The organism is Paramicrobacterium agarici (assembly GCF_002563955.1).
GTDB classification, from domain to species: Bacteria; Actinomycetota; Actinomycetes; order Actinomycetales; family Microbacteriaceae; genus Paramicrobacterium; species Paramicrobacterium agarici.
In genome coordinates this window covers 1,536,716-1,563,512 of sequence record NZ_PDJE01000001.1, presented here as the reverse complement: position 1 = coordinate 1,563,512, position 26,797 = coordinate 1,536,716, and the positions used below count along the sequence as shown (strand labels likewise).

The 26,797-nt window shown below is 65.1% G+C and carries 34 protein-coding genes; 31 read left to right on the top strand and 3 right to left on the bottom strand.

Features of this window, described 5'->3' with window-relative positions; all coding sequences use genetic code 11:
- Positions 1 to 61: 61 nt before the first annotated feature.
- The 30 genes from ATJ78_RS07670 to csrA all read left to right on the top strand — a co-directional run bounded on the left by ATJ78_RS07670 (position 62) and on the right by csrA (position 24,209).
- Positions 62 to 868, top strand: coding sequence for a sigma-70 family RNA polymerase sigma factor (locus ATJ78_RS07670; protein ID WP_098407050.1), 807 nt, complete (start codon positions 62 to 64; stop codon positions 866 to 868).
- Positions 869 to 1,064: 196 nt separating this feature from the next.
- On the top strand, positions 1,065 to 1,949 hold the full coding sequence (locus ATJ78_RS07665; RefSeq protein WP_098407049.1) for a flagellin N-terminal helical domain-containing protein: 885 nt from the start codon (positions 1,065 to 1,067) through the stop codon (positions 1,947 to 1,949).
- Between the two features lie 95 nt (positions 1,950 to 2,044).
- Positions 2,045 to 3,427: a flagellar filament capping protein FliD gene (gene fliD / locus ATJ78_RS07660; protein ID WP_098407048.1), complete on the top strand. Its 1,383-nt coding sequence runs from the start codon at positions 2,045 to 2,047 to the stop codon at positions 3,425 to 3,427.
- Positions 3,424 to 3,822 carry a flagellar export chaperone FliS gene (fliS, locus tag ATJ78_RS07655; RefSeq protein WP_098407047.1) on the top strand — a complete coding sequence of 133 codons (399 nt, stop codon included), beginning with the start codon at positions 3,424 to 3,426 and terminating at the stop codon, positions 3,820 to 3,822. Before fliD ends, fliS begins: the two co-directional genes overlap by 4 nt.
- Complete coding sequence (locus tag ATJ78_RS07650) at positions 3,815 to 4,087, top strand: hypothetical protein (protein ID WP_098407046.1); 273 nt, start codon at positions 3,815 to 3,817, stop codon at positions 4,085 to 4,087. The genes fliS and ATJ78_RS07650 overlap by 8 nt, the downstream gene beginning before the upstream one ends.
- Before the next feature lie 111 nt (positions 4,088 to 4,198).
- Positions 4,199 to 4,540 carry a flagellar basal body rod protein FlgB gene (locus ATJ78_RS07645; protein WP_098409278.1) on the top strand — a complete coding sequence of 114 codons (342 nt, stop codon included), beginning with the start codon at positions 4,199 to 4,201 and terminating at the stop codon, positions 4,538 to 4,540.
- The gene (locus ATJ78_RS07640) at positions 4,540 to 4,932 is read left to right on the top strand and encodes a flagellar basal body rod protein FlgC (RefSeq protein ID WP_098407045.1); all 393 of its coding nucleotides are present in this window, start codon (positions 4,540 to 4,542) and stop codon (positions 4,930 to 4,932) included. Before ATJ78_RS07645 ends, ATJ78_RS07640 begins: the two co-directional genes overlap by 1 nt.
- Positions 4,932 to 5,234: a flagellar hook-basal body complex protein FliE gene (gene fliE / locus ATJ78_RS07635; RefSeq protein WP_098407044.1), complete on the top strand. Its 303-nt coding sequence runs from the start codon at positions 4,932 to 4,934 to the stop codon at positions 5,232 to 5,234. The genes ATJ78_RS07640 and fliE overlap by 1 nt, the downstream gene beginning before the upstream one ends.
- The gene (gene fliF / locus ATJ78_RS07630) at positions 5,234 to 6,823 is read left to right on the top strand and encodes a flagellar basal-body MS-ring/collar protein FliF (RefSeq protein WP_098407043.1); all 1,590 of its coding nucleotides are present in this window, start codon (positions 5,234 to 5,236) and stop codon (positions 6,821 to 6,823) included. The genes fliE and fliF overlap by 1 nt, the downstream gene beginning before the upstream one ends.
- Entirely contained in the window at positions 6,820 to 7,827 is a 1,008-nt protein-coding gene (fliG, locus tag ATJ78_RS07625) for a flagellar motor switch protein FliG (RefSeq protein WP_098407042.1), read from the top strand. The genes fliF and fliG overlap by 4 nt, the downstream gene beginning before the upstream one ends.
- The gene (locus tag ATJ78_RS07620; protein WP_098407041.1) at positions 7,817 to 8,425 is read left to right on the top strand and encodes a FliH/SctL family protein; all 609 of its coding nucleotides are present in this window, start codon (positions 7,817 to 7,819) and stop codon (positions 8,423 to 8,425) included. Before fliG ends, ATJ78_RS07620 begins: the two co-directional genes overlap by 11 nt.
- Entirely contained in the window at positions 8,422 to 9,720 is a 1,299-nt protein-coding gene (locus tag ATJ78_RS07615; protein ID WP_245836248.1) for a FliI/YscN family ATPase, read from the top strand. The genes ATJ78_RS07620 and ATJ78_RS07615 overlap by 4 nt, the downstream gene beginning before the upstream one ends.
- Positions 9,720 to 10,142, top strand: coding sequence for a flagellar FliJ family protein (locus ATJ78_RS07610; RefSeq protein ID WP_098407040.1), 423 nt, complete (start codon positions 9,720 to 9,722; stop codon positions 10,140 to 10,142). Before ATJ78_RS07615 ends, ATJ78_RS07610 begins: the two co-directional genes overlap by 1 nt.
- Positions 10,139 to 10,846 (top strand): C40 family peptidase, encoded by a 708-nt coding sequence (locus ATJ78_RS07605; protein WP_098407039.1) that lies wholly within the window; start codon positions 10,139 to 10,141, stop codon positions 10,844 to 10,846. The genes ATJ78_RS07610 and ATJ78_RS07605 overlap by 4 nt, the downstream gene beginning before the upstream one ends.
- Entirely contained in the window at positions 10,843 to 12,321 is a 1,479-nt protein-coding gene (locus ATJ78_RS07600) for a flagellar hook-length control protein FliK (protein ID WP_098407038.1), read from the top strand. Before ATJ78_RS07605 ends, ATJ78_RS07600 begins: the two co-directional genes overlap by 4 nt.
- 15 nt (positions 12,322 to 12,336) lie before the next feature.
- A complete protein-coding gene (locus ATJ78_RS07595) occupies positions 12,337 to 12,756 on the top strand; it encodes a flagellar hook assembly protein FlgD (RefSeq protein WP_098407037.1) in 420 nt (139 codons plus the stop codon).
- A 21-nt stretch (positions 12,757 to 12,777) separates the two neighbouring features.
- Entirely contained in the window at positions 12,778 to 13,935 is a 1,158-nt protein-coding gene (locus tag ATJ78_RS07590) for a flagellar hook protein FlgE (RefSeq protein WP_098407036.1), read from the top strand.
- Positions 13,936 to 14,080: 145 nt separating this feature from the next.
- Positions 14,081 to 14,353 carry a flagellar FlbD family protein gene (locus ATJ78_RS07585; protein ID WP_098407035.1) on the top strand — a complete coding sequence of 91 codons (273 nt, stop codon included), beginning with the start codon at positions 14,081 to 14,083 and terminating at the stop codon, positions 14,351 to 14,353.
- Positions 14,353 to 15,150 (top strand): motility protein A, encoded by a 798-nt coding sequence (locus ATJ78_RS07580; RefSeq protein ID WP_098407034.1) that lies wholly within the window; start codon positions 14,353 to 14,355, stop codon positions 15,148 to 15,150. The genes ATJ78_RS07585 and ATJ78_RS07580 overlap by 1 nt, the downstream gene beginning before the upstream one ends.
- Before the next feature lies 1 nt (position 15,151).
- Positions 15,152 to 15,964 carry an OmpA/MotB family protein gene (locus ATJ78_RS07575; protein ID WP_098407033.1) on the top strand — a complete coding sequence of 271 codons (813 nt, stop codon included), beginning with the start codon at positions 15,152 to 15,154 and terminating at the stop codon, positions 15,962 to 15,964.
- Between the two features lie 50 nt (positions 15,965 to 16,014).
- A complete protein-coding gene (locus tag ATJ78_RS07570; RefSeq protein WP_098407032.1) occupies positions 16,015 to 16,923 on the top strand; it encodes a flagellar motor switch protein FliM in 909 nt (302 codons plus the stop codon).
- Positions 16,920 to 17,573 carry a flagellar motor switch protein FliN gene (gene fliN, locus ATJ78_RS07565; protein WP_098407031.1) on the top strand — a complete coding sequence of 218 codons (654 nt, stop codon included), beginning with the start codon at positions 16,920 to 16,922 and terminating at the stop codon, positions 17,571 to 17,573. Before ATJ78_RS07570 ends, fliN begins: the two co-directional genes overlap by 4 nt.
- A gap of 1 nt (position 17,574) precedes the next feature.
- Positions 17,575 to 18,045 (top strand): flagellar biosynthetic protein FliO, encoded by a 471-nt coding sequence (gene fliO / locus ATJ78_RS07560; protein ID WP_245836247.1) that lies wholly within the window; start codon positions 17,575 to 17,577, stop codon positions 18,043 to 18,045.
- A complete protein-coding gene (fliP, locus tag ATJ78_RS07555) occupies positions 18,042 to 18,887 on the top strand; it encodes a flagellar type III secretion system pore protein FliP (protein ID WP_098407030.1) in 846 nt (281 codons plus the stop codon). The genes fliO and fliP overlap by 4 nt, the downstream gene beginning before the upstream one ends.
- Entirely contained in the window at positions 18,884 to 19,159 is a 276-nt protein-coding gene (fliQ, locus tag ATJ78_RS07550) for a flagellar biosynthesis protein FliQ (RefSeq protein WP_098407029.1), read from the top strand. The genes fliP and fliQ overlap by 4 nt, the downstream gene beginning before the upstream one ends.
- Before the next feature lies 1 nt (position 19,160).
- The gene (locus ATJ78_RS07545; protein ID WP_098407028.1) at positions 19,161 to 19,919 is read left to right on the top strand and encodes a flagellar biosynthetic protein FliR; all 759 of its coding nucleotides are present in this window, start codon (positions 19,161 to 19,163) and stop codon (positions 19,917 to 19,919) included.
- Positions 19,919 to 21,010 (top strand): EscU/YscU/HrcU family type III secretion system export apparatus switch protein, encoded by a 1,092-nt coding sequence (locus tag ATJ78_RS07540; protein ID WP_098407027.1) that lies wholly within the window; start codon positions 19,919 to 19,921, stop codon positions 21,008 to 21,010. Before ATJ78_RS07545 ends, ATJ78_RS07540 begins: the two co-directional genes overlap by 1 nt.
- A complete protein-coding gene (locus tag ATJ78_RS07535) occupies positions 21,007 to 23,046 on the top strand; it encodes a flagellar biosynthesis protein FlhA (protein WP_098407026.1) in 2,040 nt (679 codons plus the stop codon). The genes ATJ78_RS07540 and ATJ78_RS07535 overlap by 4 nt, the downstream gene beginning before the upstream one ends.
- Entirely contained in the window at positions 23,021 to 23,953 is a 933-nt protein-coding gene (locus tag ATJ78_RS07530) for a hypothetical protein (protein WP_098407025.1), read from the top strand. The genes ATJ78_RS07535 and ATJ78_RS07530 overlap by 26 nt, the downstream gene beginning before the upstream one ends.
- 4 nt (positions 23,954 to 23,957) lie before the next feature.
- Complete coding sequence (gene csrA / locus ATJ78_RS07525) at positions 23,958 to 24,209, top strand: carbon storage regulator CsrA (protein ID WP_098407024.1); 252 nt, start codon at positions 23,958 to 23,960, stop codon at positions 24,207 to 24,209.
- 66 nt (positions 24,210 to 24,275) lie between these two features.
- Here csrA and ATJ78_RS07520 read toward each other — a convergent pair whose 3' ends face one another.
- The 3 genes from ATJ78_RS07520 to ATJ78_RS07510 are packed head-to-tail and all read right to left on the bottom strand — an operon-like array spanning position 24,276 to position 26,121.
- Positions 24,276 to 25,100: a hypothetical protein gene (locus tag ATJ78_RS07520; RefSeq protein ID WP_098407023.1), complete on the bottom strand. Its 825-nt coding sequence runs from the start codon at positions 25,098 to 25,100 to the stop codon at positions 24,276 to 24,278.
- Positions 25,097 to 25,690 (bottom strand): signal peptidase I, encoded by a 594-nt coding sequence (locus tag ATJ78_RS07515; protein ID WP_098407022.1) that lies wholly within the window; start codon positions 25,688 to 25,690, stop codon positions 25,097 to 25,099. Before ATJ78_RS07515 ends, ATJ78_RS07520 begins: the two co-directional genes overlap by 4 nt.
- Before the next feature lie 11 nt (positions 25,691 to 25,701).
- Positions 25,702 to 26,121, bottom strand: coding sequence for a hypothetical protein (locus ATJ78_RS07510; RefSeq protein WP_098407021.1), 420 nt, complete (start codon positions 26,119 to 26,121; stop codon positions 25,702 to 25,704).
- 206 nt (positions 26,122 to 26,327) lie between these two features.
- Here ATJ78_RS07510 and ATJ78_RS07505 point away from each other — a divergent pair, with 206 nt between their 5' ends.
- On the top strand, positions 26,328 to 26,795 hold the full coding sequence (locus ATJ78_RS07505; RefSeq protein ID WP_098407020.1) for a hypothetical protein: 468 nt from the start codon (positions 26,328 to 26,330) through the stop codon (positions 26,793 to 26,795).
- Positions 26,796 to 26,797: the final 2 nt, after the last annotated feature.

The following is a 26,797-nucleotide window of genomic DNA, read 5'->3' as shown; positions in this document are numbered from 1 at the left end:
TCCCCTAGGTGCACCCAGAAGCACGCCGTCATGGCACAAAGTGAGAGCGTCAGGGAAGCGAATGGATCGAGCAGAGCGCAATCGGCTCATTGAAGAGAACCTCCCTCTTGTGGGGTATCTCGTCGCAGATGTCTGGGCCCGTGCCACACACCTCTCACGAGAAGACCTGGCGTCTGTCGGATCGGTCGCGCTTGTCACCGCCGCCGATGCTTTCAACCCTGCGCTCGGAGTCCCTTTCGGCGCCTTTGCCCGCCGACGCATTCTCGGTGCGTTTGCCGACGAGATGCGCTCGATGGACTGGGCGTCGCGCGGCATCCGGAAACGCATCAAAGAGACTCTCGCCGTTCAAGAGACGCTGACCGCCGGGCTCGGACGGACGCCCAGTGTTGCCGAGCTCGCTACCGCCATGGGTACGGACCGTGCAACAGTGGCGGAGACGCTCGCCGACGCTGCTCGCACCGTGACGACCCTCGATGACCCGTCGGCTCAGTCCATCGCCAGCCAGATACCGCTGCCAGACGAGAGCATTGTCGTCGGCGAGCGGCTCGAGGTTCTTCAGACCGCGATCGATGCCCTCCCCGAGCGCATGCGCGCCATCGTCCGCGACGTGTACTTCAATGACCGGCCGATCAAGGAGATCGCGGCTGAGCTGGGGATCTCGCACTCGGCAGTGTCCCAGCAGCGTTCCGAGGCTGTGCGTCTGCTGCACGACGCTCTGGCCGCATACTTCGCCGAGAAGCCGGGAACTGACCTCGCGGTCACAGCGCGCGTCTCCGCAGCCTCGCGAGCAGCGTACTTCACGCGCATGGCCCAGCACGCAAACCTGCGAGTCGCCGACGTATTCCGTCAGCACGTTCCCGCCGTCTGACCTCACGCGCGCCTCCCTTCTACTGTTCTCGTCAGTTACATGACAAATATTCATGTTTTTGGCGCTAGCCGCAAGTCCCCCGTGAGGAGGGTCTGCTCTTACGCGGCTCCTTACATGCAGCAGTTCGTTGCCGATAGCTGTGATCAGAGCCCACGGACGGGCTCTGCACCACCACCCACTCACGGAGGAATCAACAATGGGTATGCAAATCAACACCAACGTTGCCGCGCTCAACGCGTACCGCAACCTGTCGAACACGCAGAACGACCTGTCGAACTCGCTGGAGAAGCTGTCGAGCGGTCTGCGCATCAACCGGGCAGCAGATGACGCTGCCGGTCTGGCAATCTCCGAGGGACTGCGTTCGCAGATCAACGGCCTGAACGTTGCAGCCCGCAACGCGCAGGACGGCATCTCGGTCATCCAGACGGCGGAAGGTGCTCTGACCGAGGTCCACTCGATCCTGCAGCGCATGCGTGACCTCGCTGTTCAGGGAGCAAACGACTCGAACAACGTCGAGTCGCGCACCGCGATCAAGAACGAGGCCGACCAGCTGGGTGCGGAGCTCTCGCGCATCGCCGAGTCCACTAACTTCAACGGCATCAACCTGTTCCAGGCTGGTGGAGACGGAACGGACGGCGCTGGCCCCGCCTCGTTGACGTTCCAGGTCGGATCTGACGGCAACGCCGCATCGCAGATCAGCGTGGACATGCTCGACCTCGCGACCGCCCTGACCGGAGTTGTCACGCTCACTGACGGCACTGTTGCGACTGCGGCAGACGGCTTCGACGTGACCGACTCGACAGTGGCGCAGACCACGATCGAGGCGATCGACACGGCAATCACCGCTGTTTCGGCAGGACGCGCCGAACTGGGTGCTTCGCAGAACCGCTTCGAGTCGACGATCAACAGCCTCAACGTGTCGGCAGAGAACCTGTCGGCTGCTGAGAGCCGTATTCGCGACACTGACATGGCGGCCGAGATGGTCAAGTACACCGCGGCGAACATTCTGTCGCAGGCCGGCACGGCGATGCTCGCGCAGGCCAACCAGGCAAACCAGGGTGTGCTCCAGCTGCTCCGCTAAGCGGTGAACAGCCGGGCGCCCGGGCAGGGAAAGACCTGGACCGTCCTTCCTCGCCCGGGCGCCCGAGACCAGATTCTTCATTCGAAAGGCGCCTCATGGGACTCTCGTTCGATGGCCTCGCCAGCGGCCTCGACACCACCGCGATCATCAAAGCCCTCATGGATGTCGAGGCGATCCCGCAGACGCTTCTCAAGAACAAGGTCGCCGACAAGAACACGATCATCGCGAACCTGCAGTCCCTCAATTCTTCGCTTCAGGACCTCGTCGCAGACGCAAAGACCGCGTCAGGTGCGACCTCCCTTGCCTCGTTCACGGGAACGAGCTCAAGCGACGCCGTTTCGGTGTCGGCCTCGGCAACAGCATCCGCCGTCTCGATCGACATCGTGGTCGATCGCGTTGCGACGGCGCAGACCGTCGTCACCGCCGCCTCCGCGCAATGGCCCGATGACCCGCCCACTCTCACGATCGTGAACGCAGCAGGCGAAAAGATCGAGATCACCGCCGGTTCGACGTCGCTCGACAGCGTCGCGACGGCAATCAACGCCGCAGGAGCCGGTGTCACAGCAAGCACGGTTCCCGCCGGCACAGATGCCGACGGAAACGCGCTCTACCGCCTGCAGCTCGTCGCCGCAGATACCGGCACGGAAGGCGCATTCACCGTGTATCGCGGAGACGCCGCTTCCGTTGACGCGGGAACGGCGATCGACGTTGCCACGCAGCCCGGTGCCGCGACTGTGACCGCCGCACAGGACGCGCAGATCACTCTGTGGGCAGGCACCGCAGCCGAGCAGACGATCACCTCGTCGAGCAACACGTTCACGGGACTCATGACGGGAGTCGACGTCACTGTCTCGCGCCCCTCGACGGCCCCCGTCTCCATCACCGTCGCTCCTGACACTGAAGCCAGCGCCGCGACGGCGAAAGAGTTCGTCGACACCATCGCGGCGATCCTCGCGGGCATCGCGAACGGCTCGAAGGCCACTGTCTCGACGGAGGCCGGCGAGAACACCACCCTCGGCGTCTTCACGGGCGACAGCACGGTGCGCGCCCTGCGACAGGCCCTCTCGAGCGCCGTGCAGTTTCCCGTCGACGGCACGTCACCGTCGACGATCGGCATCTCGATCGACAGGTACGGCGTGCTCAGTTTCGACAAGGCGACGTTCACCGATGCCATCGCCAAGGACCCCGCCGCGGTGAACGCGATCTTCTCGGGAATCGCAACGCGCGTGCAGGACGTCTCTGATCAGTACTCCGACACCTACGATGGCCTGCTCACGATGCGCATCACGGGGCAAGAGAACGAGGTCGAGAGCCTCGGCGATCAGATCGAGCGCTGGGATCTGCGCCTCGAGAAGCGCCGCGCCTCGCTGGAGCGCACGTATGCGCAGCTCGAGGTCATGCTGTCGCAAATGCAGGCGCAATCCGACTACCTCACATCACAGCTATCGTCACTTCCGAGCATGAAGGAGAGCTCATGAACGCCGTCGTTCGTGCACAACGCCAATACCAGACGGATGCCGTCATGTCGGCGACGCCGGAACGCCTGCTCACCATGCTCTACGACCGGCTTCTTCTCGACGTGGAGCGGGCCGAGGCCGCGCAGAAGGCAGAGAACTGGCCCGTTGCCAACGACAATCTGCAGCACGCGCAGTCGATCATTGCAGAGCTCATGTCGTCGCTCACCGACGATTGGGAGGGCAGCGACGGGCTCCGTGCGGTGTACGCCTATCTCACGCAAACGCTGATCACGGCAAACGTGACACGGGATGCCGGTTTGTCTCACGAGTGCGTCGAGATCATCACTCCGCTTCGCGATGCCTGGCACGCAGCCGCCGCCTCCCTCACCGCGACTCACGCGAGCGCCAATGCCTAACGCGATCGCCGAATGGACAGCGCTGCTCGACCGTTTCGAGGCAGACCTCGATGCGTCGACAGCATCCACCTCGCTCTGGCAGCCAGCCGCCACACCGCTGCCCGACGCCCTCGCCGACCGCGCACGACAACTGGCCGAGCGGCAGCGCGACGCGATCGCGCGAGTCACCCACGAGAAGGCGCAGGTGCAGCAGCATCTGAACGCTCTCAAGCGCCTCCCTCCCGTGCGCGGCGATGCCGCCGTCTACCTCGACGTCGACGGATAACGCAGCCACCTAACGACGCGCGAGACCCTGCCGATAGAGCACAGGGAGCACGGATCGCTCACAACGCTCGGCCAGGGATCGGCCACCCGAAAGCATTTGGGAACGGTACTCGTGTTCGATTCAGTGACCGCCGCTGCACTCACCAGCGCGCTCGACGGCCTCTCCATGCGCCAGCGAGCCATCGCCGACAACATCGCCAACATCAACACGCCCGGCTACCACGCCAAGCGCGTGCAGTTCGAAGAAGAACTCGCCGCGTCTGTCGCCGACGGTAACGGAAGCGTGACAGCATCCGTCGGCGAATCTCTCGAGCCGACTCGTCTCGACGGCAACAACGTCAACCTCGACACCGAGACGCTCTCGAACATCGACACGGTGCTGCGCTACCAGTTCGCGTCGCAGGCGATGAACGGTCAGTTCAGTGCCGTGCGCACCGCATTGAGGAGCAGCTGATGACCTTCGACGCAATCGGAATCGCCGGGACCGGCCTCACGGTTCACCGCAAGTGGCTCGACGCACTCAGCGACAACATCGCCAACATCAATACGGCGACCTCGACAGACAGCGCCGCGTTTCAGGAACGCTACATTGTTGTCGAGGCGGGGCAGGAGTCGCCGGGCGTCTACGTCGCGGGAGCCGCGTTCGGCGACCCCGAGGGACGCCTCGTCTATGAGCCAGCGAATCCCCTTGCTGACGCCGAGGGATACGTGCGCTACCCCGACATCGATCTGGGCACGCAGATGAGTGAGCTCATTCTTGCCCAGCGCGGTTACCAAGCGAATGCCGCCGTCGTCGACCGCGCGAAGACCAGTTATGAGGCCGCCCTGCAGATCGGACGAAGCTGATGCCCATCTCCCCCATCGACGGCCCTTCGCAGGCAGCGGCGGCATTCACTCCCCCGACTCTCGAGACGCAACCCGCGAGCGACGGCGGATTCGGCGCCTCGCTCACCGGCGCGATCGACGATCTGCAGCAGCTGAAGGCCACATCGAACGAGCTGTCGGTCGCGGCCGTCACGGGCGATCTGAGCGACATCCACGCCGCATCGATCGCCTCGGCGAGAGCTGCCGTGACGCTTGAGCTCGTCGCCGCCGTGCGCAACAAGGGCGTCGCTGCGTTCAACGAGATCATGAGGATGCAGGCATAATGCCCCGCGCCGTCACGTCTGTCTTTCAGAGACTGGGCGCCACCGTGAAGTCGTTCTCGGTCGCCCAGCGCACGATTGCGATCATCGGAATTGCCGTTCTTGTGCTCGGATCTATCGCCCTCGCCACGTGGCTCAGCCGGCCCTCGATGTCGCCACTGTTCACCGGGCTCAGCGCATCGGACGCCAACGCGGTCGTCGAGCAGCTCAAGTCCTCTGGCGTTCAGTACGAACTCACCGACGGCGGCGCGACGGTGCTCGTTCCCGAGGACTCCGTCTACGACCAGCGCCTGGCCGCGGCCTCGGCCGGACTGCCGAGCTCCACCTCTGAGGGGTACACGCTCCTCGACGACATGGGTGTGACGACATCGGAGTTTCAACAGTCCGTCACCTACAAGCGCGCCATCGAGGGCGAGCTGGCCGATACGATCTCGTCACTGGACGGCGTGACGGCAGCATCCGTGCAGCTGGCGATTCCCGAAGAGAGCGTCTTCGTCTCAGAGAAGGTCGATCCGACAGCATCCGTGTTCATCGAGACCGAAAAGGGCGCCGCGCTCTCGAACGGGCAGGTTGACGCCATCGTGCACCTGACCTCTGCCGCCATCACCGACCTCAAGTCAGAGAACGTCGCGGTCATCGACCAGTCAGGAGACGTGCTCTCGGCCGTCGGCGTCGGTACGACGGGAAGCGCCGACCAGCAGGCGAGCGAGTACGAAATGCGCGTCAGCCAGAACATTCAGCAGATGCTCGACACGATCGTCGGAGCCGGAAACGCGACGGTGACTGTTGCCGCCGAGATGGACCTCTCGTCAAGCGAACTTCTCGAAGAGCAGTATTCGGCTCCTGAGGGCGACATCTCGACCGATGAGAAGACGAAATCCGAGAAGTACTCGGGCGGCGGGGGCGGCGGCTCCGGCGTGCTCGGTCCCGACAATATCGGGGTTCCCGGCGGCGGTGGCACGGGCAACTACGAGTCGACAGAGACGACCCGCAATAACGCGATCAATAAATCGACCGAGAAGACAACAACACCCTCGGGCGCGATCGACCGCCAGTCAGTGTCGGTGGCCGTCGATTCGGATGCTGCCGAGAACATCGATCTCGGGGAGATTCAGAACCTCGTCACAACCGCAGCGGGCATTGACCCTGCGCGAGGTGACGACGTGACTGTCGCCCTCGTTGCGTTCAGCAAGGCCGACGCGAACGCCGCGCAGGAGGCGCTGCAGGCGGCAAAGGATGCCGCGGAGGCCGACCGCATGAATGCGATTATCCGTACGTCCATCATCGCGGCGGCGATCGTCATCACCCTGGTTGCCGGCCTCATTCTCTACGCACGCCGCAACAAGCAGCAGACCCGCGAGTCCATCGAGCTGACCCAACTCGAAGAGCCGACCGAGTTCGACCAGCTTCTCGAGGCCCCCACAGAGAAGCTCTCACTCGAACCCAGCGAGCCCGCACCAGAGCCAGATCCGGAACCGGAGGAGATCTCGATCAACAGGCGACGTGCTGAGATCGACGCGATCGCTGGACGCGATCCGGGCAAGACGGCCGAACTGCTGCGCACGCTCATGGACGACAGGAACGACGCGTGACCGAGCTGAACGGCGTGCAGAAGGCGGCGATCGTGCTCATGAGCATGGACCGGGAGCGCGCGGCCGAGGTGATGAAGCAGTTCACCGAGGCCGAAGCCGAGGAGATCACTGCCGAGATCATTCGAATCCGCCGAGTCGACGGCGACGTCGCGAGTCTTGCTCTGACCGAGTTCCACTCGCTCGCCACGCAGCAGCTCTTCCAGGGCCGCGGTGGTCGCGAGGTCGCGGCGGGAATTCTCGAAGCGTCCTTCGGTTCGGAACGCGCGGAGACCGTCATGACGCGCGTGACGTCGAGCCTCGCCGGCAAGTCATTCGAGTTCCTCTCTGTCGCCGATGCGGGGCAGGTCGTGTCTCTGCTCGATGGCGAGCTCCCGCAGACGATTGCTCTCGTGCTCGCGCACCTCTCCCCCGCGCAGGCGTCGACAGTGCTCGCCATTCTGCCCGATCCGCTCCGCGCCGACGTCGCGCAGTGCATCGCCACCATGGGAACGGCGACGCAGGAGGCGATATCGATCGTCGCCGAGACTCTCAAATCACGCACGGGCGGCGTCTTCACACAGCGTGACACGGTCGGCGCCGTCGGCGGGGTTCAGCCGCTCGTCGACATCATCAACAGGTCGGATGCTGCCACCGAGAAGGCGCTTCTCGAGAGCCTGGAGGCCCGTGACGCCGAACTCGCCGAAGACGTGCGCTCCCGCATGCTCACGTTTGCCGATCTCGTGCGGCTCGGCGAGAGAGACGCCCAGCTGGTGCTCCGCGGAACGGACACGACAGTGCTCGCCACGGCGATGAAGGGTGCCAGCGCTCCCGTGACGGAAGTCATTCGCACGAACCTGTCGGAGCGCAATCGCGAACTTCTCGACGACGAGGCGCAGACGCTCGGTCCCGTGCGCATCTCTCAGGTCGAAGAAGCGCGCGCCGAGATCGTGCGTGTCATCCGCACACTCGAGGCGCAGGGAGACATCACGGTTCAGCGCGCCGACGAGGAGGAGTATGTCTACTGACAACTTCACTCCAGGAGTATTCCCTCGCATCACCGGCGCCGCGACGGCCCGCGACGTCGAGCGCGCTCGCGCCCGCGGCTATGCCGCCGGTCATGCCGAAGGTGTGCGAGCGGCCGCGACCGTGGCGGCCGAGCAGCGCGCCCGCATCGACGCCGAGAACGAGGCTAACCGCGCCGAGCAGGCGCGTTCGATCGAGACCGCGCTCTCGATTCTCGAGGAATCGGCACTCGCGCTCTCCCGCCGTCACGGTGAGCTGCTCGTTGCCGCCCAGTCGCTGCTCGAACGCCTCGCCGTTGAGCTGGCCGAGGCCGTCGTCGCCCGCGAGCTCTCGTCCCACGAGGCGTCGGCACGCAATGCGCTGCATCGAGCCCTCTCGGTCGTCGACGCCGACGACATCACGGCCGTGCGGCTCAACCCGCTCGACGCCGACATTCTCCGGCGCCTTCACGTCGACGACGCCACCACGGTCACCCTCGTCCCCGACCTCTCTCTCGCGCCAGGGGACGCCGTCGCTGACCTCGACGATGGAGCCGTCAACGCCCACCTCAGCGATGCATTCGAGCGGGCTCGATCGGCGCTCAGCGAGGTGAGACCGTGACAATCGCCTGGCCCACCGTCGTGGACGCGGCCCGACCGGAGCGCGTCGGAAGCGTCTCTCAAGTGCTGGGTCTCAGCGTCGACGTCCGTGGGCTGACGTGCCCGGTCGGCGACATGGTGACGATCGGCGACGATGTCATCGCCGAAGTCGTCGCGACGACGCGAGACCGGTTGCGCTGCATGCCCTTGTCGCCCCTCGGCGGAATCATAGCCGGCGCTCCCGTTCGCGCACACGGGCGACCGCTCACGGTGCCGACGGGACGGGCCTTGCTCGGGCGCGTTCTCGACGGACTCGGGCGACCGATCGATGGCAAAGGACCCCTCGCGGGAGCACCTCGCGTGACGCTTGATCATGAGCCTCCGTCTGTCATGGGACGCAGCAGAATCTCGTCACCTCTCACCCTCGGCGTGCGCGCGCTCGACACGCTCACAACGGTGGGACTCGGGCAGCGCATTGGCCTGTTCGCCGGGTCGGGCGTCGGCAAGTCCTCCCTCATGTCGATGATCGCGCGCGGGACAGACGCCGAAGTCTCCGTTGTCGCTCTCGTCGGCGAGCGCGGCCGCGAGGTGCGCGAGTTTCTCGAAGACGACCTCGGCCCCGAGGGCCTCGCACGCTCCGTCGTCATCGTCGCGACGTCAGACCAACCCGCCATGGCGCGCCTTCGAGCGGCGTTCGTCGCCACGCGCATCGCTGAGGCGTTCCGCGATGAGGGGGCGAACGCCATGCTCATGATGGACTCCGTGACGCGCGTTGCGATGGCCCAGCGCGAGATCGGTCTCTCGGCGGGTGAACCGCCCGCAACCCGCGGGTACCCGCCTTCGACGTTCTCGATGCTCGCGCAGCTTCTCGAGCGCGCGGGGACGGATGCTGTCGGATCGATCACCGGCCTCTACACCGTTCTCGTCGACGGCGACGACCACAACGAGCCCATCGCAGACGCAGCTCGCTCGATTCTCGACGGCCACATCGTTCTTGACCGCGACCTCGCCGTGACCGGCCATTACCCGGCAGTTGACGTTCTCGGTTCGGTGTCCCGCGTCGCGAGCAAGATCATCTCGCCACAGCAGAAGGCAATCACCACGAGCCTGCGCTCCGTGCTCGCCGCCCGCCGCGATGCGAGCGATCTCATCGATGTCGGCGCATATCAGCCCGGGGCGAACCCGCGGGTGGATGCTGCTGTCGCGAATGAGCGCGGCATCACGGACTTCCTCACGCAGAGCATCGACGAGATCAGCGCCGCCGATGATGCGTGGCGTCGTCTTGACCAGCTCGTGTCGACCTTCGGAGGGATCTGATGGCTCGAAAGTTCGCTCTCACGGGGCTGCTTCGCCTGCGCAGCATCCAGCAGCGCGAGGCGGCTGAACGCCTCTCGCGTGCGTCGATCACTGCCCGCCAGACTGAGGCTCGCGACCGTCAAGCGCGCGCAGCCCTCGCCTCGACCGGCACAGAAGCCGTCGACGTGCGCACACTGGCGGCAATCGCAGCGTCCCGAGTGGCCGCCCGCAGTCAGCTCGCCGAGCTGACGAACCTCGCCGACGTGCACAATCGCGAGCGCGACGAGGCCGAGCGCGAGCACACGCGCGCCAAACGCAACGAGAAGAGCATCGAGAAGCTCGAGCAGGCACACGTGAAGCGCGAGCGAGCCGACGAGCTGCGGGCGGAGCAGGCCGTTCTCGACGAGATCGCCACAACCAGGTGGAAGGAACCCGAGCAATGAGCCTCACTGTCGCACTCGAGCGCATCAGCGATATTCAGACGCAGATTCAGCAGCTTTCCACGACGAGTGCTGTGTCGACAGCATCCACGTCGACCTCATCGACGACCGCGACGGATTTCGCCTCGGCGATCAGCGATGTGCTCGGCTCGGCATCGTCGGGTGCTGTCACCGGAACCGACATCGTCGAGCAGGCGAAGTCATACCTCGGCGTGCCGTACGTGTTCGGGGGCGAAGACCGGTCGGGAATCGACTGCTCGGGGCTCGTGCAGCGCGTGCTCGCCGATCTGGGCATCGACGCTCCCCGCGTCGTTCAGGACCAGGCAGATATCGGCGTCGAGGTGCCGTCCCTCGATCAGGCTCAGCCGGGCGATCTGCTCGTCGTGAAGGGCGAAGGTCACATCGTGATCTACGCCGGCGACGGCAAGATCATCCATGCTCCGCGCCCGGGCAAGAGCGTCGAGCTCGTCGACAATTACCTGTCGCCATCGGAGATCTCCACGATCCGCCGTGTCGTTCCTGACGCCGGAGCAGCCACGATGAGTGGTGCTGGCCGGACCGACACGACCACATCGCTGCTGAGCATGTACGGCGCGTCGGGACTCGGCGGTGTGGCAGGTGCCATCGGGGGCACGTCTAACCCGGCCGAATCGCAGCTTCTGGCGATGCTGCGCTCCGGTTTTCTGAATCAGGCGGTGCGCCCATGACCACCATCGCGACCATACTGACGGCGGCACCTGCGTCGTCCGACCGCCGAACGCCGGCGAACGGCACTCCCAGTGCGGCGTTTGACGAAGCGCTGTCTGCGATTGCCTCCGAGAGCTCAGGTGACGGGACACTCTCTCGGGCGCCGCGCGCGACGCCCGATGACTCCGCAGCCGCCGTTCAAGAGCCAGCACCTGGGAACGCGGCGCTCGATACGCCATCTGCCCCCACCGCAGTGATCGGCGAGACGGCCGACGCGGGGGCGGATGCTGAGCGCACGACGAAAGCCTCTGGCACGGAGACGGAACGAGCGGATGCTGCCCCAGCAGCGCCCCACACGGAGGTCGTTGCAGCCGTCGAGTCTCTCGCACCCGCGATGTCGCTCCCCGTTGCGCACGACGAGGCAGCGCAGAGCGTGGTCACGGCCGCCGAGACGACGCGCACTCAGACCGCACAGACACCGGCAACAGCACCGCTGCCGCCAGAGAACGCACAGCCCCCACGGCTGGCCGACTCGCCCGCGTCCAGCACCCCCATGGCGTCGGCGACGACGTCGGGCACTCCCGCGGCTCGCACCGCGCCGGCAGCACAAGCACCCATCGTCTCGACACCGGATGGCGCGCGTCCAACTGCCGCTCCCGCCGCCGCGACGACAGCATCCGCATCACCCTCGGCCCTGGTGCCCGCCGGTCCCGCCGTGAACCAGGCCGCGCCACCTCCCGTGGCGTCCGTCTCCGCCCCCTCGAATTCCCAGGCAGCGACACCGACGAATGTGCCGGCAACACCCGCCGATCCCACCGCGGTGCGCCCAGCCGCCCCGTCCGCCGAACCGGCGACGACCAACGGCGAAACCGCGCGCGTCGCGGGACCGTCGGCCGTCTTGACCGACACGACAGCAACGCTCGACACACCGGCGAGCGCGACGTCTCCCACACCGGCACCGCCCGCCGCTGTCTCGGCTGCACCCTCGACCGCAGCCGTTCCGCGACCGACGCTCGCGCCGCAGCTGGCCCCAGCGCTCGTCTCCCTCGCACAAGCCGGTGACGGCACGCACCAGCTCACCCTCACCGTATCGCCCGAGAACCTCGGCCCCGTCACGGTGCGCGCGCACATCACCGGAAGCACCATGCAGATCGAACTGTTCTCGCCGACAGATGCCGGCCGCGACGCCATTCGGCACATCATGACCGACTTGCGGCGCGACCTCGCGGGCGTCGCCCCGCACGCCGCGCTCACGCTCGCGTCCGGCGACGCGGGCCAGAGTTCGGGAACCACCGCTGGCGGAAATTCGAACGGCAGCGGACTGCTCGGGGGCCAGCAGAACCCCCTCGACCAGCGCGCAGGGTCGCAAGGGACTGGTCGCCACAGCGGTGGCCAGCCGAACGGCGGCACGGAAACCCCCGACGCCGATGCCGCCGCGCACACGCCTGCGCAGCAGCATCCGTCCCCTCACACCACGATCGACGTCTTCGCCTGACCGAAAGGAATTCTCATGCCCACTGTCGAACCGGTCGCCTCCACGGGCCTGTACACCAGCACGGTCACGCCCGCGCAGGATCGCAAGCAGACCCTCGACTCCGAAGTGTTCATGCAGCTGCTCGTCACGCAGCTCAAGAACCAAGACCCGAGTTCTCCCATGAACACGAACGAGATGATCTCGCAGACGACGCAGCTGGCCATGATGGAGCAGCTCACCGCCATGGCGACGACATCGAACGAGAACTTCGCCCTCAGCATGCGGCAGACCGCCGCCGCGCTGGTGGGCCAGCAGGCGAGCTACCTCGACGCCGACGGCAACGAGGTTTCGGGACTCGTCTCGTCTGTCTCCTTCGCCGAATCGGTGCCCCAGGTCACCATCGGCGACACAACCGTTCCGCTCGACGCCGTGTCGGGCATCAGCACCGCATCCTGACACCCACAGAAAGGCAGCATCATGCTCCGCTCCCTGTACTCCGGCATCTCTGGCCTCCGGTCGCATCAGACCATGCTCGACGTCACCGGAAACAACATCGCCAACGTCAACACGACAGCCTTCAAGGCGTCATCCGTGCAGTTTCAGGACACGCTCTCGCAGCTCGTCAAGAACTCGACGCTGCCGCAGCAGGACACCGGCGGCTCGAACCCCGCTCAAGTCGGTCTCGGCGTGCAGGTGGCCGGCATTTCGACAAACTTCGCTCAGGGCGCTGCTCAGTCGACGGGCGTTCCCACCGACCTCATGATCGCGGGCGACGGCTTCTTCATCGTGCGCTCGGGGGCTGAAACTCTCTACACGCGCAACGGAGGGTTCTCGTTCGACTCGCAAGGTCGCATGGTGAGCGCCGACGGCGCATTCGTGCAGGGCTGGACCGCGCAAGACGGCGCAATCCGCCCGGGAAGCGCGGTCGGAAACATCACGCTTCCCGTCGACGCCGTTTCGGCCCCGGCAGCCACAACGGCAGCGACGGTCACGGGGAATCTGCCGTCGGACGCGGATGTCGACGACGAACTGGTGCTCGACGTGACGGTCTACGACGCGAACGGAAATGCATCGGACGTCGCGCTCACGTTCGTGCGCACGGGAACCGGATGGGACGTCTCAAGCGGAACCTCGACAACAAGCCTCGAGTTCACCGACGGCGAAGTGACCGCGGGCGGGACCCTCTCCATCGGACCGGTCACCGTTGACCTCACGTCTGTGACCGGCTTCGCTGAGCTTTCGACGGTCGCCGTCACCGATCAGGACGGCCACGCCGCCGGCACGCTGCAGTCATACGCGCTCAGCGACGACGGCAGCCTGATCGGCACGTTCAGCAACGGCGAGACGGCGGTGCTGGCGCGTGTCGCCCTTGCCACATTCGTCAACCCGACGGGTCTCGAGAAGGCCGGCTCGTCACAGTACCGCCCGACGGTCAACTCGGGAGATGCGGCGATCGGAACCGCGGGCGTCGATGGCATGGGTGAGATCATCAGCGGTGCCCTCGAGATGTCGAACGTGGACCTCTCGCAGGAGTTCACGAACCTCATCGTCGCCCAGCGCGGCTTCCAGGCGAATGCGCGCATCATCACGACGAGCGACGAGGTGCTGCAGGAGCTGACGAACCTCAAGCGCTGATCGACCCGTGCCCCACCCGGCTGTTCTGTGTCAGCCGGGTGGGGCACTCCTCTGCCTGCCGCAGCCCTTACCTGTTCGTGGAGAGTGCCGACAGTGACGTGTGACGGACCAGGATGGGCCGTCGAGATCTTCCAAGGATGGACCGATGATCGTTGTCACTCGGCTGAACGGCAGCCAATTTGCAGTGAACCCCGACTTGATCGAGCGGGTTCACGCTTCTCCCGACACCACACTCGTCATGGTCGACGGCGCGAAGTTCGTCGTCACTGAGGCGATCACCGAGGTGATCGACAAGATCGCGGCGTTCCGCGCCCGCGTACTCGCCGAAGCCAACGTCTACCCACAGTCGGCAAACAGGGCGACGACTCTTGGCCTCGTCGCCCCGCTCACCGACTCGATCTCTGACGGAGGCAAGTGATGGATCCCGCATTCATCATCGGGCTCGTTCTCGCGTTCGGCGCACTGCTGGCGATGATCTCGATCGAGGGCGCGCACGTCTCAGCGCTGCTGCTGCCCGCTCCGATGGTTCTCGTCTTCGGCGCCACGATCGCCGTCGGCATCGCGAGTTCAACCCTGAAGGATGCCGTTCTCGCGCTCAAAGCCCTGCCACGGGTCATCCGAGGCAAGTCCCCCTCACTCAACGCGACGATCGATGATGTCGTCGGATACGCCGAGCGTGCGCGACGCGACGGGCTGCTCTCGCTCGAGAACGACGCGAACGAAGCATCCGACCCCTTCGTCAAGAGTGCGCTGCAGAATATCGCCGACGGGACCGACGCCGAAGATCTGCGCATCATGCTCGAAGACGAGATCGCGACAACGGCAAGCTCCAACCGCGTTGCGGCTCGCTTCTACTCGATGATGGGCGGCTTCGCCCCGACGATCGGGATCATCGGAACCGTGGTGTCGCTCACGCACGTTCTCGAACGACTCGACAGCCCGTCGACGCTCGGTCCGATGATTGCCACGGCCTTCGTCGCCACCCTGTGGGGTCTGCTCTCGGCAAACTTCATCTGGCTGCCGATCGGCATGCGGCTCGCACGTCTGGGAGAGCTCGATGTCGAGCGCAAGACTCTCCTCATGGAGGGAATGCTTGCCGTGCAGGCGGGAAGCCAGCCTCGTCTCGTCGATGAGAGGCTGCGGGCGCTGGTCGCGGAGCGTCCCTCCCGAGCCGCTCGATCGAGCGCAGACGAGTCGTCGCGCGAGGCAGCGTGACATGAGCGTTCGTCAGCGCAGGCGTGTGCCGCGCACAGACGAGAACCACGTCGACGAACGGTGGATGGCGTCGTATCTCGACATGGTGACGGTGCTGATGTGCATGTTCATCGTTCTGTTCGCCATGTCGACGGTCGACCAGAAGAAATTCGCCGCTCTGCGCGAATCGCTCGCGACGGGGTTCGGCCAGACGGTCTCCGACACCACCGATGTCTCCGAGGGGTTGATCGTTCCGGAGGAGCTGATGGACGAGAAGGGAGAGGGATTCGTCCCCGACGCCAACACGGTGCGCGCGGAGACGGAGCTGCAGAACCTCGAGGATCTGCGCGATCGCATGGTGGCTGCGCTCGAAGCGCAGGGGCTGCGCGACACGGTCAGCTTCACGATCGATGAGCGAGGCCTGACGGTGCGGCTCGTCGGCGGCGAGACGTTCTTCACTACGAATAGTGCAGAGCTCAGCACAATGGCGGTGCGGGTGCTGGATACATTGGGAACGGTCATCGTCGATGTTCCGAATCAGGTTTCGGTCGAAGGGCACGCGGATTACCGCAAGTCCGTCGCCCCGTTCCCGACCAACTGGGAACTCTCGTCGGGGCGCGCCACCGAAGTTCTCCGGCATCTCGTCGAGGACTGCCAGGTGCCGGGAGCCCGCGTGAAGTCAGTGGGATACGGAGCTACGCGGCCGATTGCCGAGGGAAAGAGCGACTCCGATCTCGCGCTCAATCGCCGCGTCGACATCGTCGTGCTCTCTGACGAAAGCGAAGCGGTCCGCGATCTCATGGCACGGCTGATGGAGGCGAGGCCGACCAGCTGACCTGATACCCGCACCTAACGTGTTCCCTGCGGCATCCGATAGTCACGGTCGTGACGGTCCAGGAACACAGCACAACTGTCGCGCCCGCGCGCGCTTTTGCCGAGGTTTACGACTTCGGCAGGCCAGCGACGCTCGCGCGCGAGCACTCGCGTGTGCTCGAGCTGGCGTTCGAGACCTTCGCTCGGCAGTGGGCGACACAGCTCACGGCGAAGATCCGCGTCAGGTCGCACGTTACGAGCGAGCAGCTGTCGATGTTGACGTACGACGAGTACGCGGCATCGCTTCCGTCGACGACCGCGATGGTGATCTGCACGTTCCCCGACACGGATCACAAGGCCGTTGTGCAATTTCCGCTCTCGGCCGCCTTGTCGTGGATCATCCAGATGCTCGGCGGACGCCCCGTCACCATTGACGACGAGCGCACGTTCACGCCCATCGAGCAGGCTCTCGTGCGCCGGCTCATGAGCGATGCCCTCGAAGATCTCGAGTACTCGTTCAACAGGCTCCTTCCCGACGGCATCGCGGTGTCGGCGATGCACTACAACTCGCAGTTCGCGCAGGCAGCGGCCTCCAGCGACCTCGTGATCGTCTCATGGTTCTCCATTCGCGTCGGCGACCTTGTTTCGCCCGCAAGCATCATGCTTCCGTCTGAGCTTGTGGTGCCTCGACTCAGCAGCGTCAATCCGACAACGCCTGTTGACAATGCTCCCGATCTGATGCGCCGGCAAGTGCAGCACACACCGGTCGAGCTCGCACTTCGCTTGAGTCCCGTCACCCTGACGCCTCGCGAGGTTCTCGACTTCTCGGTCGGCGATGTCATCACCCTTCCCCATTCCCACGACAAGCCGCTCGAGCTTGTCGTCGACGGCCAGGTCGTCGCCGCAGCAGCAGTCGGCTCGAACGGATCGCGTCTCGCGTGCGTCGTAACGGGTCCCACCACCACCGAGGAGTCTTCGTGACCAGCACCATGACCCATGAATCCGCGATCGCAGCGGCCTTTGCCGCGAAGCTGCCGACCACGGAGCCGGTGTCCGCGCGAGCTTCGGATTCCTCAGGCGACACGGGGGATGCCGTCATCGCGTCGTTCGTCGGCGATGCCAGCGCGCATCTCGCCGTGCAGATCATCGATGACGCCACGTTCGCCGACGGTCTCGCCGACGCGCCGATTGCCGACCGCATTCACGATGCGCTGAGGGCCGCGGTGAGCGTTCTCGGCGCCGGTGTTCTCGACGAGCCCGCCCCGGGAGACGCAAGCGCGATCTTCTCGAGCCCGCAGGCTCAGGTCTTCGACCTTCACGACGCTGCCGGAGCAACACTCGGTCGCATCGCCGTGCAGATCACGCGCACGGGAACGACGGCGCCGTCGGGTCGCCTTCGTCGAATCGCGGGCGTCGAGATGGATCTGACCGTCGAAATCGGGCGGGCTCGGATGCCGGTTCGAGACGTTCTCGATCTCGAGCCCGGACGCATTGTCGAGCTCGATCGCTCCGCCGGTGCTCCCGCCGACATCAAGCTCAACGGCCGCCTGATCGCGCACGGCGAGGTCGTCGTCGTCGATCAGGACTACGCCGTGCGCATCACTCGCATTCTCGAGAACACCGAGTCTTAGCATGGACGGGTTGATGCTCGCGCTGCGCGTTCTCGTCTCGCTCGCCGCAGTACTCGGCGTGCTCTGGTACGTGCATCGACGGCTGAACCGCGGCTCAGGCCGCCGCCGTGCCCCCGAGGCGATCACGGTCCTCGGCAGGCAGAGTCTCGGGCAGAAAGCGCACCTCGTCATCGCTCAGGTCGACGACACCCGGTACGTGCTCGGGGTCACCGAGCACGGCGTCTCCGTGATCGACTCGACCCCTGGCCGTCCTCGACTCACGGCGGTCGAGCGTCCGAAAGCGTCGGCTGACGCGTCGGTGCCCGGCGCAGAGCCGACCGAGTTCGATCGCGTCCTCGCAGCATCCGCATCGCCTGAGCCCGCGCCGCTTCGCCGTCCACGCAACCACACGAAATCAAGTCCAATCGCGGGGTCGATACTCTCCCCGATGACCTGGCGGCAGACCGCCGATGCTCTGCGCAACGTGAGATGACAGCGGCAGACTCCACTCAACGGCGACGGCTCCTGCGCGTCGCTGTCGTCGTGCTGGGCGTCGCACTGCTCGTGTGCGCCTTCGTGCTGTTCTCGGCGACTGCCGCGCACGCCGATCCGCTCGACCCCACAGATCCCACGCCGCCTGCCGATCCCGAAGACGCCCCCTCCGGCGGAATCACCGTCGACATCAACGGCATCAACGGCTCGCCCTCGGCGTCGATCGTCACACTGCTCGGCATCACGTTGCTCTCTGTCGCGCCCGCTCTGCTGCTGATGATGTCGTCATTCACGAAGATCTTCGTGGTGCTGGCCATGACGCGCAACGCCCTCTCGCTGCCGTCGATTCCGCCGAATCAGGTACTCGCGGGGCTCGCCCTGTTTCTGTCGCTGTTCATCATGTGGCCGGTGCTCGCCGACATCAACAATGTCGCCGTCCAGCCCTACCTCGACGGCACGATCACGTTCACGCAGGCCGTCGACGTCGGGCAGCAGCCGCTGCGCGAGTGGATGCTCGCGTACACCCGCGATCAAGACCTTGCGCTGATGACGCGCGCCGCCGATCAGCCGAACCCTCTCGACCCCGCGAGCGTGCCGATGTACACGCTCATTCCCGCGTTCATGATCTCTGAGCTGCGCGCGGCATTCATCATCGGATTCGTCATCTTCGTTCCGTTCCTCATCATCGACCTCGTTGTCGCAGCTGCGCTCATGTCGATGGGAATGATGATGCTTCCGCCCGTGATGATCTCGCTTCCGTTCAAGATTCTTCTGTTCATCCTCGTCGACGGCTGGGGCCTCATCATCCGAGCGCTGCTCGAGAGCTACGGAGGTGTCGGATGACGCCAGAAGCGGTCCTCGACATCGGCATGCAGGGCCTCATCATCGCCGCAAAGCTCGCCGCTCCCCTGCTCGTCACGGCTCTGGTCGTCGGGTTCGCGATCTCGCTGCTTCAGTCGATCACGCAGGTGCAGGAGGTGACGTTGTCGTTCGTTCCGAAGGCTGTCGCGGTGGCCGTCGCCCTCGTCATCGCGGGAAACTGGATGATCACCGAGATGATCGCGTTCACGAACGAACTCTTCGACCGCATTCCGCAGCTCCTGGCGGGCGGCTGAGATGACGCTGGCGATCAACTTCGGGTGGCTCGAAGCGACAATGCTCGCCGCCGTGCGCATCACGGCCTTCCTCGTGATCGCGCCACCGTTCTCATACGGGGCGATTCCAACGCGCATCAAGGCGATGCTCGGCGTCGGTCTCTCACTCGCCGTCGGTGCCTCGGTCTCCGTCGGCTATGAGCCGCTCAGCACCGGACAGTTCTTCGGCTCTCTCGTGCTTCAGCTCGTCACGGGGGCGCTGCTCGGCTTTCTCGTGCTCGTGTGCTTCTCGGCCGTCACCGCGGCGGGCAACCTCATCGACGTGTTCGGGGGATTCCAGCTCGCACAGGCGTTTGACCCGCAGTCGATGGTCAACGGCGCGCAGTTCACCCGCCTCTTCCAGATGACGGCGCTTGCCCTGCTGTTCGCGTCCGGCGCGTACCAGATCATTTTCGCAGGGCTCATCGGCAGCTTCAGGGCTGTCCCCGTCGATGGAATCTTCGCGATTTCGGCACCGGCAGAAATGCTCGTGGATGCTGTCAGCCAGATGTTCCTCTCGGCCGTGCAGATCGCCGGGCCCCTGGTAATCGTGCTGTTCCTCGCCGACGCCGGGCTCGGCCTCATCACCCGTGTCGCCCCTGCGCTCAACGCCTTCGCGATGGGCTTTCCGCTCAAGATCATCCTCACGCTGTTTCTCGTCGGCACCGTCTATCTCGTGCTTCCCGGCGTCGTGAACGCTCTGACCGACAGCGCGCTGAACCTCATGACGGGGGTGAGGTGATGGCCGAGTCCGACAGCGGAGAACGCTCCGAGAAGGCAACAGAGAAGCATCTGCGCGAGGCCAGGCAGAAAGGCCAGCTCTCACGCAGCCAAGATCTCACCGCGTGGGTCGGCATCGCCGCCGCAGCGGTCATGATGCCCGTCGCCATCGCAGCAGGCGCCTCGACGGGCACCGAGCAGATGATCACCGTCGCCGGCATCGCCAGCGACCCCGATCCGCAGAAGGCGCTTGCCGCACTCACCGAGGGCTTCGCCGACGTCGCGAGCGTGCTCGGGCCCATGTTTGCGGTGGTCGCCGTCGCGATCCTGATCGCGGCCGTCGCGCAAGGCGGTGTTCACCTCAAGAAGATGACCGGCAGGTTTGAGCAGTTCAATCTTGTCTCCGGTGCAAAACGCGTCTTCGGGCTTCGCTCCCTGTGGGAAGGCGCGAAGGCTCTGCTCAAGACCGCGGCCATCGGGGGCGCACTGTGGATCGTGATCGCCGGTCTCATGCCGGTGCTGATGTCGAGCGGTTCCCACTCGGTCACTCAGCTGCTGCAGTCAGCGGCCGGAGGAACCGCGGGGATGCTGCAAGCGGCGATCGCCGTCGGAATTGGGCTTGCCGTGATCGATCTCTTCGTCGTCATGAAGCGCAACCGCAAGCACACCCGCATGACGAAGCGTGAAGTGAAAGATGAGAACAAGAACTCGGACGGCGATCCGCTGATCAGGCAACAGCGCCGTTCGCGGCAGCTCGCCATGAGCCGAAATCGCATGATCGCCGCCGTCACCGACGCAGACGTCGTCATGGTCAATCCCACGCACGTCGCCGTTGCGCTGAAGTACGAGCCCGGAAAGGCAGCGCCCCGGGTCGTGGCGAAGGGCGCTGGCGTCGTCGCCGCGCGCATTCGCGAGAAGGCAGACGAAGACGGCGTGCCCATGGTGCAGGACGTCCCCCTCACCCGCGCGATTCACGCCGCGTGCCAGTTGGGGCAGGAGATTCCCGCCGAACTCTATAACGCCGTCGCCCGGGTGCTCGTCTTTGTCATGTCCCTCAAGAAGCGCGGCGCCGCCCGCGGCATCCATTCGCTTCCCCCGAGGAGGAAAGCATGAACATCTCCCTGAGCAAACTGGCCGTTCCGGTCGGCGTCGTCGGCATCATCATGCTGCTCGTCGTACCTGTGCCACCCGTGCTGCTCGACACGCTCATCATCACGAACATCATGTTCGCCCTCGTGATCCTGCTGACGACCATGTTCGTCAAGAAGCCGCTCGACTTCTCGGTGTTCCCCTCGCTGCTGCTGGTTGCGACGCTCTTCCGCCTCGGTCTCAACGTCGCATCGACACGCCTTGTGCTCGGCGAGGCATACGCGGGGCAGGTCATCGAGGCGTTCGGAACGATCGCGGTTGGCGGCTCACTCATCATCGGCGCCGTCGTCTTTCTGATTCTGGTGGTGATTCAGTTCGTCGTCGTCACGAAGGGTGCCGAACGTGTCGCCGAGGTCGGCGCGCGATTCACGCTCGACGCCATGCCGGGAAAGCAGATGGCCATCGACGCCGATCTGAATGCCGGTCTGATCACCGACGCCGAGGCCCGCAAGCGCCGCGCGGAGGTCGCCGCCGAAGCCGACTTCTACGGTGCGATGGACGGCGCCTCGAAGTTCGTCAAGGGCGACGCCATCGCCGGCATCGTGATCATCATCATCAACATCGTCGGCGGCATCGCCATCGGCATGATCTCGCACGGCATGACCATTGAGGATGCCGTCAGCACATACAGCCTGCTGACGATCGGCGACGGTCTGGTCACGCAGATCCCCGCGCTGCTCATGGCCGTGTCGACGGGAATGATCGTGACCCGGTCGAACGCCGAGTCCGAGATGGGCAGCGCTGCCTCGGCCCAGCTGACGCAGTCGCGCGGCGCCCTGACCATCGCGGGAGCCGCAGCCATCGTCATGGCGCTCATTCCCGGCATGCCGAAGATTCCATTCGTCGCCATCGGCGCGCTTCTTCTCTTTGCCGCGCAGCGCATCAAGGCGAGCCAGGCACGAAAGGATGCCGAGGCGGCCGACGCTCCGGAAGCGCCCGCAGCCGATCCCACGGAAGAGCTTATGGAACGCATGCGCGTGCACGCGCTGGAGATTCTGCTGGCCCCCAACCTCGTCGATCTGGTGTCCGGCGGCCCCGATGACCTGCTGGCACGAGTGAAGGCGCTGCGGCGCAAGATCGCTCTCGAGAACGGCTTTGTCGTGCCGCCGGTGCGCACGCGCGATAGCATCGAGCTGCCCCCGGCGACGTATTCGATCCGCATTGCGGGAGTCGAAGCCGGGCGCGGCGTCGCGCCGCCCGGCTCCGTGCTCGCCCTCGGCGACGAGCTCGATGCTCTGCCGGGCCAGAGCGTCGTCGACCCGGTCTTCGGCCTGCCGGGCAAGTGGATTCCCGGGGAGATGCGGCACAGCGCCGAGCTGACAGGCGCGACCGTCATCGACCGCGCGAGCGTTCTCGTGACCCACCTGTCGAGCATCGTGCAGGCGAACGCCGCACGGCTCCTCACGCGCGAAGACGTTCGCCAGCTGACCGATGGTCTCAAGCAGGTGAACCCGTCGGCGGTCGACGAGCTGACGCCCGCTCTGCTCTCGCTCGCCGAAGTGCAACGGGTTCTGCAGCACCTTCTCTCCGAGCGCATCCCGATCAACGACCTCGCTCGAATCTACGAAGCTCTGTCGCTTCGCGCCAAGGTGTCAACGGACGCCGAGGGACTCGTCGAGGCCGCACGGGGAGCACTTGGTCCGGCGATCTCCGCTCGCTTCGCTGAGAACGGCCACCTGCGTGTGATCATGATTGATCCGCTTCTCGAGCAGTCGATGCTCGAGGGACTCCGGCCAACAGACGACGGGCCTCAGATCGTTCTCGATCCTGACCGGCTCGAGTCGGTAATCGGCTCGGTGAAGCAGCTAGTTGCCGAGGCCGACACCTCACTCGGCGAACTCGTGCTCGTCTGTGCGCCGTCGTTGCGTCCTGCGATGCGCCGCCTGGTGTCGGCGCAGACCGACGGGCTGCCCATACTCTCGTACACCGAGGCCACGGTCGCGGGTCTCGCAATCGACACCGTGGGAGTTGTGCGTGACAACCAGACGCTTTCAGCTTGACGGCCCGTCCGTCGACGCCTTGCGCGAGAAGATCCGGCGGGAGCACGGTTCGAGCGCACGCATCGTCTCGCTCGAAAAGGTGACGAAGGGCGGCATCGCGGGCTATCTCGCGCGCCACAGCTACGAAGCGACAATCGAGGTCGACGAACCCGATAACGTGCCGCAGGCTGGCATCGCCGCCCTGATCGCCGACGCCGAGGAGGCCGAGCAGAACCTGGGCTACGAGGTGTCGACAAGCGGCACGCGATTCGACGCCGTCATGCAGAGCCTCGAAGCGCAGACGCGAGAGCCGACGGCACCGGAGCCCGAATGGAACGCGACGCCTCTCGTGACAGCATCCGAGTTGTCTCCGCCTCGAGCCCGACACAGCCTCGCCTTGCCCGCGGCCGAACACGCCGAGCCAGACATCACACTCCTGTCCTCTCCAGGCTCCCTCGTCGTGTTCATCGGGCTCGGTTCGGATCCTCTTGACGTGTCTCGCACGACGCGCGGGCTCCTTGCGGTCGCCGGGCACGGCCGTCCTCGCGGCATCCGTCCCGTATTTGACCGGAGATCGGCTTATCTGGCTCGAGCGGATGCTGTCGCAGACAACGTTCCCGTCGTTCTCGCGTGGCGTCTCAGCAGTGCCGTTGCCTCAGACGACGAGCTCTCGGGTCTCGCCGACCTGCAACCCGACCAGGTCTGGGTGGTCGTCGATGCTCGTCATAAACCAGAGGACACGGCCCGCTGGGTCGGCGTTGTCGCTCAAAGCGTGCGCGTAGACGCCGTCTTGGCCGTGGCCGAGGACGAGACGACAACCCCCGAGACGGTCGCGCGCCTCGGCATCCCGCGCGGCCGTGTGACGTCGCCATCGCTTGCCCGCGTGACCGACGCAGACGAAGACGAGAGCGCAGAGACGGTAGGGTGAACACGTGCTGGTGTTGACGAGGCGGATCGGCGAACGCGTCCTGATCGGAGACGATGTCGAACTGACCGTCCTCGACGTCAAGGGCGATACCGTGCGCATCGGCGTTCAAGCGCCCCGCGATACGCGCATTCAACGCGCCGAGCTCGTGGATGCTGTCAGCAAAGAGAACGTCGACGCGGCACAGCAGGCGGATCAGAACGCCGAGAACGCGCTCAAAGACATGGTCGGCCGCCGGACCCGTAATTCTTCCTCCTGATCACACCTGTCTCGCGCGACGCGGCGCCACGTGCCGGGCACACGAATGATGATGCGGCCAACGTTCTCAGCATTCGAGCTGTATGTCTGTGATGCCGTTCTGCCCGATATCGAAGAGGATGCCCCAGGTATTCTCGGCGGCAATATTGTCGCCCGTGCGTCCGGTCACCCAGAGTCCGTCAGAAAGCGGCTCGAGCGAGGCAGAACACCAGTTGTTTCTCGAGTCGCGGAATCCGGATGCACCCCAGCTCCACCACTCCGGACTATCGGGTTTCACTGTGAATGAGAACGCGTAGTAGGCGTAGTAAGAGGCAGGATAGACGCCGTCGATCGTAGGCAGAGACTTCGTGACGGGAATAAAGGAAACGCGAAGGTTCTTCCAGTCTGCACTTGCCCATTCGATGAGGGGTTCTCCGAGCGAGCACGACGCACCGGGCATCGGTTGCTCGGTCCGCACGTCGAACACCTCACACGATGCGCCGGTACCGTCGAACGTCCACGTCGTCGGCAGAGCCCATGACGCAATGGTCATCGCCGCGGTTCGCACAGCGAATGGCTTGAACTCCGGAACCCTCAGCGACATCGATGCGGCTATTGATTCCGGAAGCGTCGTCTGAACGCTACTGAGCAAGGTTCCATCCATGCCGATCAGCGCGATGGACACGTCAGCGCCAGCGCACTCCGGCGTAGCATCTGCGAGCGTCACGGATACCGCCGTTGCAGCAGCATCTGCTGATGCCGGCTGGACCTCTGCCGCGTCGGCGCACCGCACCTCGGAATGCGAGCTGAGAAGGGCACCGGTCATCGCCAGATTCGACGCGTTCGACGACACCAGTGATGCAGCGGCAATCAGCACGCAACTCATCAGTGCGACACGTCGAACCGTCTTCACGACGTCACCTTCGAAGCATCCTGAAGCTGCTGCGTTTGCGCCGGCCCGTTGACGGAGAGACTCTCCGCAGCGTGGTCAGCAGCCTCGCCATCGAACTTCTTCTGCGGCCACACGAGAAGTGCGGCCGCGAGCACGAGCAACGAGATCCAGACGAGAGGATGACCGAAGGCGAGCAATACTTTGCCGACTCCCGGGATGTGACCCTGGGCCACGCCGATGATGTCCGCCTGGCTCGGCGACCACGGATCGATGGCGTCGTTGTTGTCGCCCTTCATCGTCCACCCGACGGACGAGCCATCGATAATGCGATGAATGACGCGAGCGCCCTCGACTCCATCGGGCTGATAGACGACGATGTCGCCGATCTGCGGCACTCCGCAGCGCGCCCAGACGATGTCGCCTGTGTGGTAGGTCGGATCCATCGAGTGACCGGAGACGATCGTGAGTGTGCTGCATCCGCCGAGGGACGCGGGCCAGAAGAGCAGCACCACAGCAGCGAACAGGCACGTTGTCACCGCCCCGCGCACGCGACGCCAGATCCCGTGAGGAGCATCCTCACGGGATCTGACGTGCGTGCGATTGCGGAGCATGCCGTGGATCGTTAGTTGAAGATCACGACAGAGACGGACTCGACATCGGCGGCAGCCGTCGACGTCAGCGGAATCTCGAGCACGCCGCGAGTGCCGGCCGTAATCGGGTCAAGGGATCCCGTCGCCACCTCCGCGCCATTCACGGCGACCTTGTAGTCAAGTCCGGAGCACGCGTCGCTGATGTTCGACAACGTGAGCGCCTGCGCCTGGTAGCTGCCAGCCGAGAGCGCGGTGCTGAACGACAGGTCGATCGGGTCTGCATCGCTCTCTTGGCACGACGCAACAACCTGCTGGCCGGCGCCAAGGGTTGACGAGCCGAGTGCAAGATTAGCGGCCGACGCGGCGGAAAGGCCGGCGATGCCGAGTGCCGCGAGAACGAACGCGGCGATCTTGCGGGTTGAAGGTTTGGTCTTTGTAGCAGACGAGGACATAGGGACACTCCGGGTACAAATACGGGTTCATCGACAGGATCTTGTCGGCCATGTGGGGGACATGACACACTCACATTAGGCGGTCGATGTCAGCAATATCCAAAGAATTCCTCAAGATTGCGTATTTTGTTCGGAAAGTATCCTTATTCCGTATGGCCGCGGCTCCCCAGACAGAATCGCGTTGACGCTGCGCGTACCCTGGATGCATGACCGATCACCCGGAACGTCGCGACGCTCTCGTCTCGCGCATCGTCGAGCAAATTCTGCACAACAATGCGCGGGGACGTCGCCTCGTTGCCGTTGAGGGCACGGATGCTGCCGCAGCAGCCGCCTTCGCCGACGATGCCGCGCAGGCGCTGCGGGAACGCGGCCAACACGTGACACGGATGTCGCTCGGCTCTGTGGATGAGGCCACGCTTCGCTCTGACACCGTCGAGCCCTTTCGCGCCGGAGATCTCGCTAACGGCGATGATGTGATTCTGCTTGTCGACGGCGAACGATTGCTCAATGCCGCCGTCATCGGCGTCTGGCACTACACGGTGTGGACGTTCTCCGACGGCACTCTGCCCCATGGCAAAGCGAACTTCATCGTGGACGCGACAGATCCCGCGTTTCCGCAGGAGCACTATTACGACCTGTGCAAGCTTCCCCCGAGCTTCGGCGAGCGCGCGTGAGC

Excerpts from the sequence above, each read along its gene's own strand:
- ATJ78_RS07595 (WP_098407037.1), top strand. The coding sequence starts at position 12,337 with ATGCCCACTGTCGAACCGGTCGCCTCCACGGGCCTGTACACCAGCACG.
- ATJ78_RS07605 (WP_098407039.1), top strand. The coding sequence starts at position 10,139 with ATGAGCCTCACTGTCGCACTCGAGCGCATCAGCGATATTCAGACGCAG.
- ATJ78_RS07540 (WP_098407027.1), top strand. The coding sequence starts at position 19,919 with ATGGCCGAGTCCGACAGCGGAGAACGCTCCGAGAAGGCAACAGAGAAG.
- ATJ78_RS07620 (WP_098407041.1), top strand. The coding sequence starts at position 7,817 with ATGTCTACTGACAACTTCACTCCAGGAGTATTCCCTCGCATCACCGGC.
- fliO (WP_245836247.1), top strand. The coding sequence starts at position 17,575 with ATGGACGGGTTGATGCTCGCGCTGCGCGTTCTCGTCTCGCTCGCCGCA.
- ATJ78_RS07590 (WP_098407036.1), top strand. The coding sequence starts at position 12,778 with ATGCTCCGCTCCCTGTACTCCGGCATCTCTGGCCTCCGGTCGCATCAG.
- ATJ78_RS07510 (WP_098407021.1), bottom strand. The coding sequence starts at position 26,121 with ATGTCCTCGTCTGCTACAAAGACCAAACCTTCAACCCGCAAGATCGCC.
- ATJ78_RS07665 (WP_098407049.1), top strand. The coding sequence starts at position 1,065 with ATGGGTATGCAAATCAACACCAACGTTGCCGCGCTCAACGCGTACCGC.
- ATJ78_RS07650 (WP_098407046.1), top strand. The coding sequence starts at position 3,815 with ATGCCTAACGCGATCGCCGAATGGACAGCGCTGCTCGACCGTTTCGAG.
- fliE (WP_098407044.1), top strand. The coding sequence starts at position 4,932 with ATGCCCATCTCCCCCATCGACGGCCCTTCGCAGGCAGCGGCGGCATTC.
- ATJ78_RS07545 (WP_098407028.1), top strand. The coding sequence starts at position 19,161 with ATGACGCTGGCGATCAACTTCGGGTGGCTCGAAGCGACAATGCTCGCC.
- ATJ78_RS07670 (WP_098407050.1), top strand. The coding sequence starts at position 62 with ATGGATCGAGCAGAGCGCAATCGGCTCATTGAAGAGAACCTCCCTCTT.
- fliP (WP_098407030.1), top strand. The coding sequence starts at position 18,042 with ATGACAGCGGCAGACTCCACTCAACGGCGACGGCTCCTGCGCGTCGCT.
- ATJ78_RS07640 (WP_098407045.1), top strand. The coding sequence starts at position 4,540 with ATGACCTTCGACGCAATCGGAATCGCCGGGACCGGCCTCACGGTTCAC.
- ATJ78_RS07580 (WP_098407034.1), top strand. The coding sequence starts at position 14,353 with ATGGATCCCGCATTCATCATCGGGCTCGTTCTCGCGTTCGGCGCACTG.
- ATJ78_RS07575 (WP_098407033.1), top strand. The coding sequence starts at position 15,152 with ATGAGCGTTCGTCAGCGCAGGCGTGTGCCGCGCACAGACGAGAACCAC.
- fliF (WP_098407043.1), top strand. The coding sequence starts at position 5,234 with ATGCCCCGCGCCGTCACGTCTGTCTTTCAGAGACTGGGCGCCACCGTG.
- ATJ78_RS07535 (WP_098407026.1), top strand. The coding sequence starts at position 21,007 with ATGAACATCTCCCTGAGCAAACTGGCCGTTCCGGTCGGCGTCGTCGGC.
- fliD (WP_098407048.1), top strand. The coding sequence starts at position 2,045 with ATGGGACTCTCGTTCGATGGCCTCGCCAGCGGCCTCGACACCACCGCG.
- ATJ78_RS07585 (WP_098407035.1), top strand. The coding sequence starts at position 14,081 with ATGATCGTTGTCACTCGGCTGAACGGCAGCCAATTTGCAGTGAACCCC.
- fliS (WP_098407047.1), top strand. The coding sequence starts at position 3,424 with ATGAACGCCGTCGTTCGTGCACAACGCCAATACCAGACGGATGCCGTC.
- ATJ78_RS07505 (WP_098407020.1), top strand. The coding sequence starts at position 26,328 with ATGACCGATCACCCGGAACGTCGCGACGCTCTCGTCTCGCGCATCGTC.
- ATJ78_RS07600 (WP_098407038.1), top strand. The coding sequence starts at position 10,843 with ATGACCACCATCGCGACCATACTGACGGCGGCACCTGCGTCGTCCGAC.
- fliQ (WP_098407029.1), top strand. The coding sequence starts at position 18,884 with ATGACGCCAGAAGCGGTCCTCGACATCGGCATGCAGGGCCTCATCATC.
- ATJ78_RS07610 (WP_098407040.1), top strand. The coding sequence starts at position 9,720 with ATGGCTCGAAAGTTCGCTCTCACGGGGCTGCTTCGCCTGCGCAGCATC.
- ATJ78_RS07515 (WP_098407022.1), bottom strand. The coding sequence starts at position 25,690 with ATGCTCCGCAATCGCACGCACGTCAGATCCCGTGAGGATGCTCCTCAC.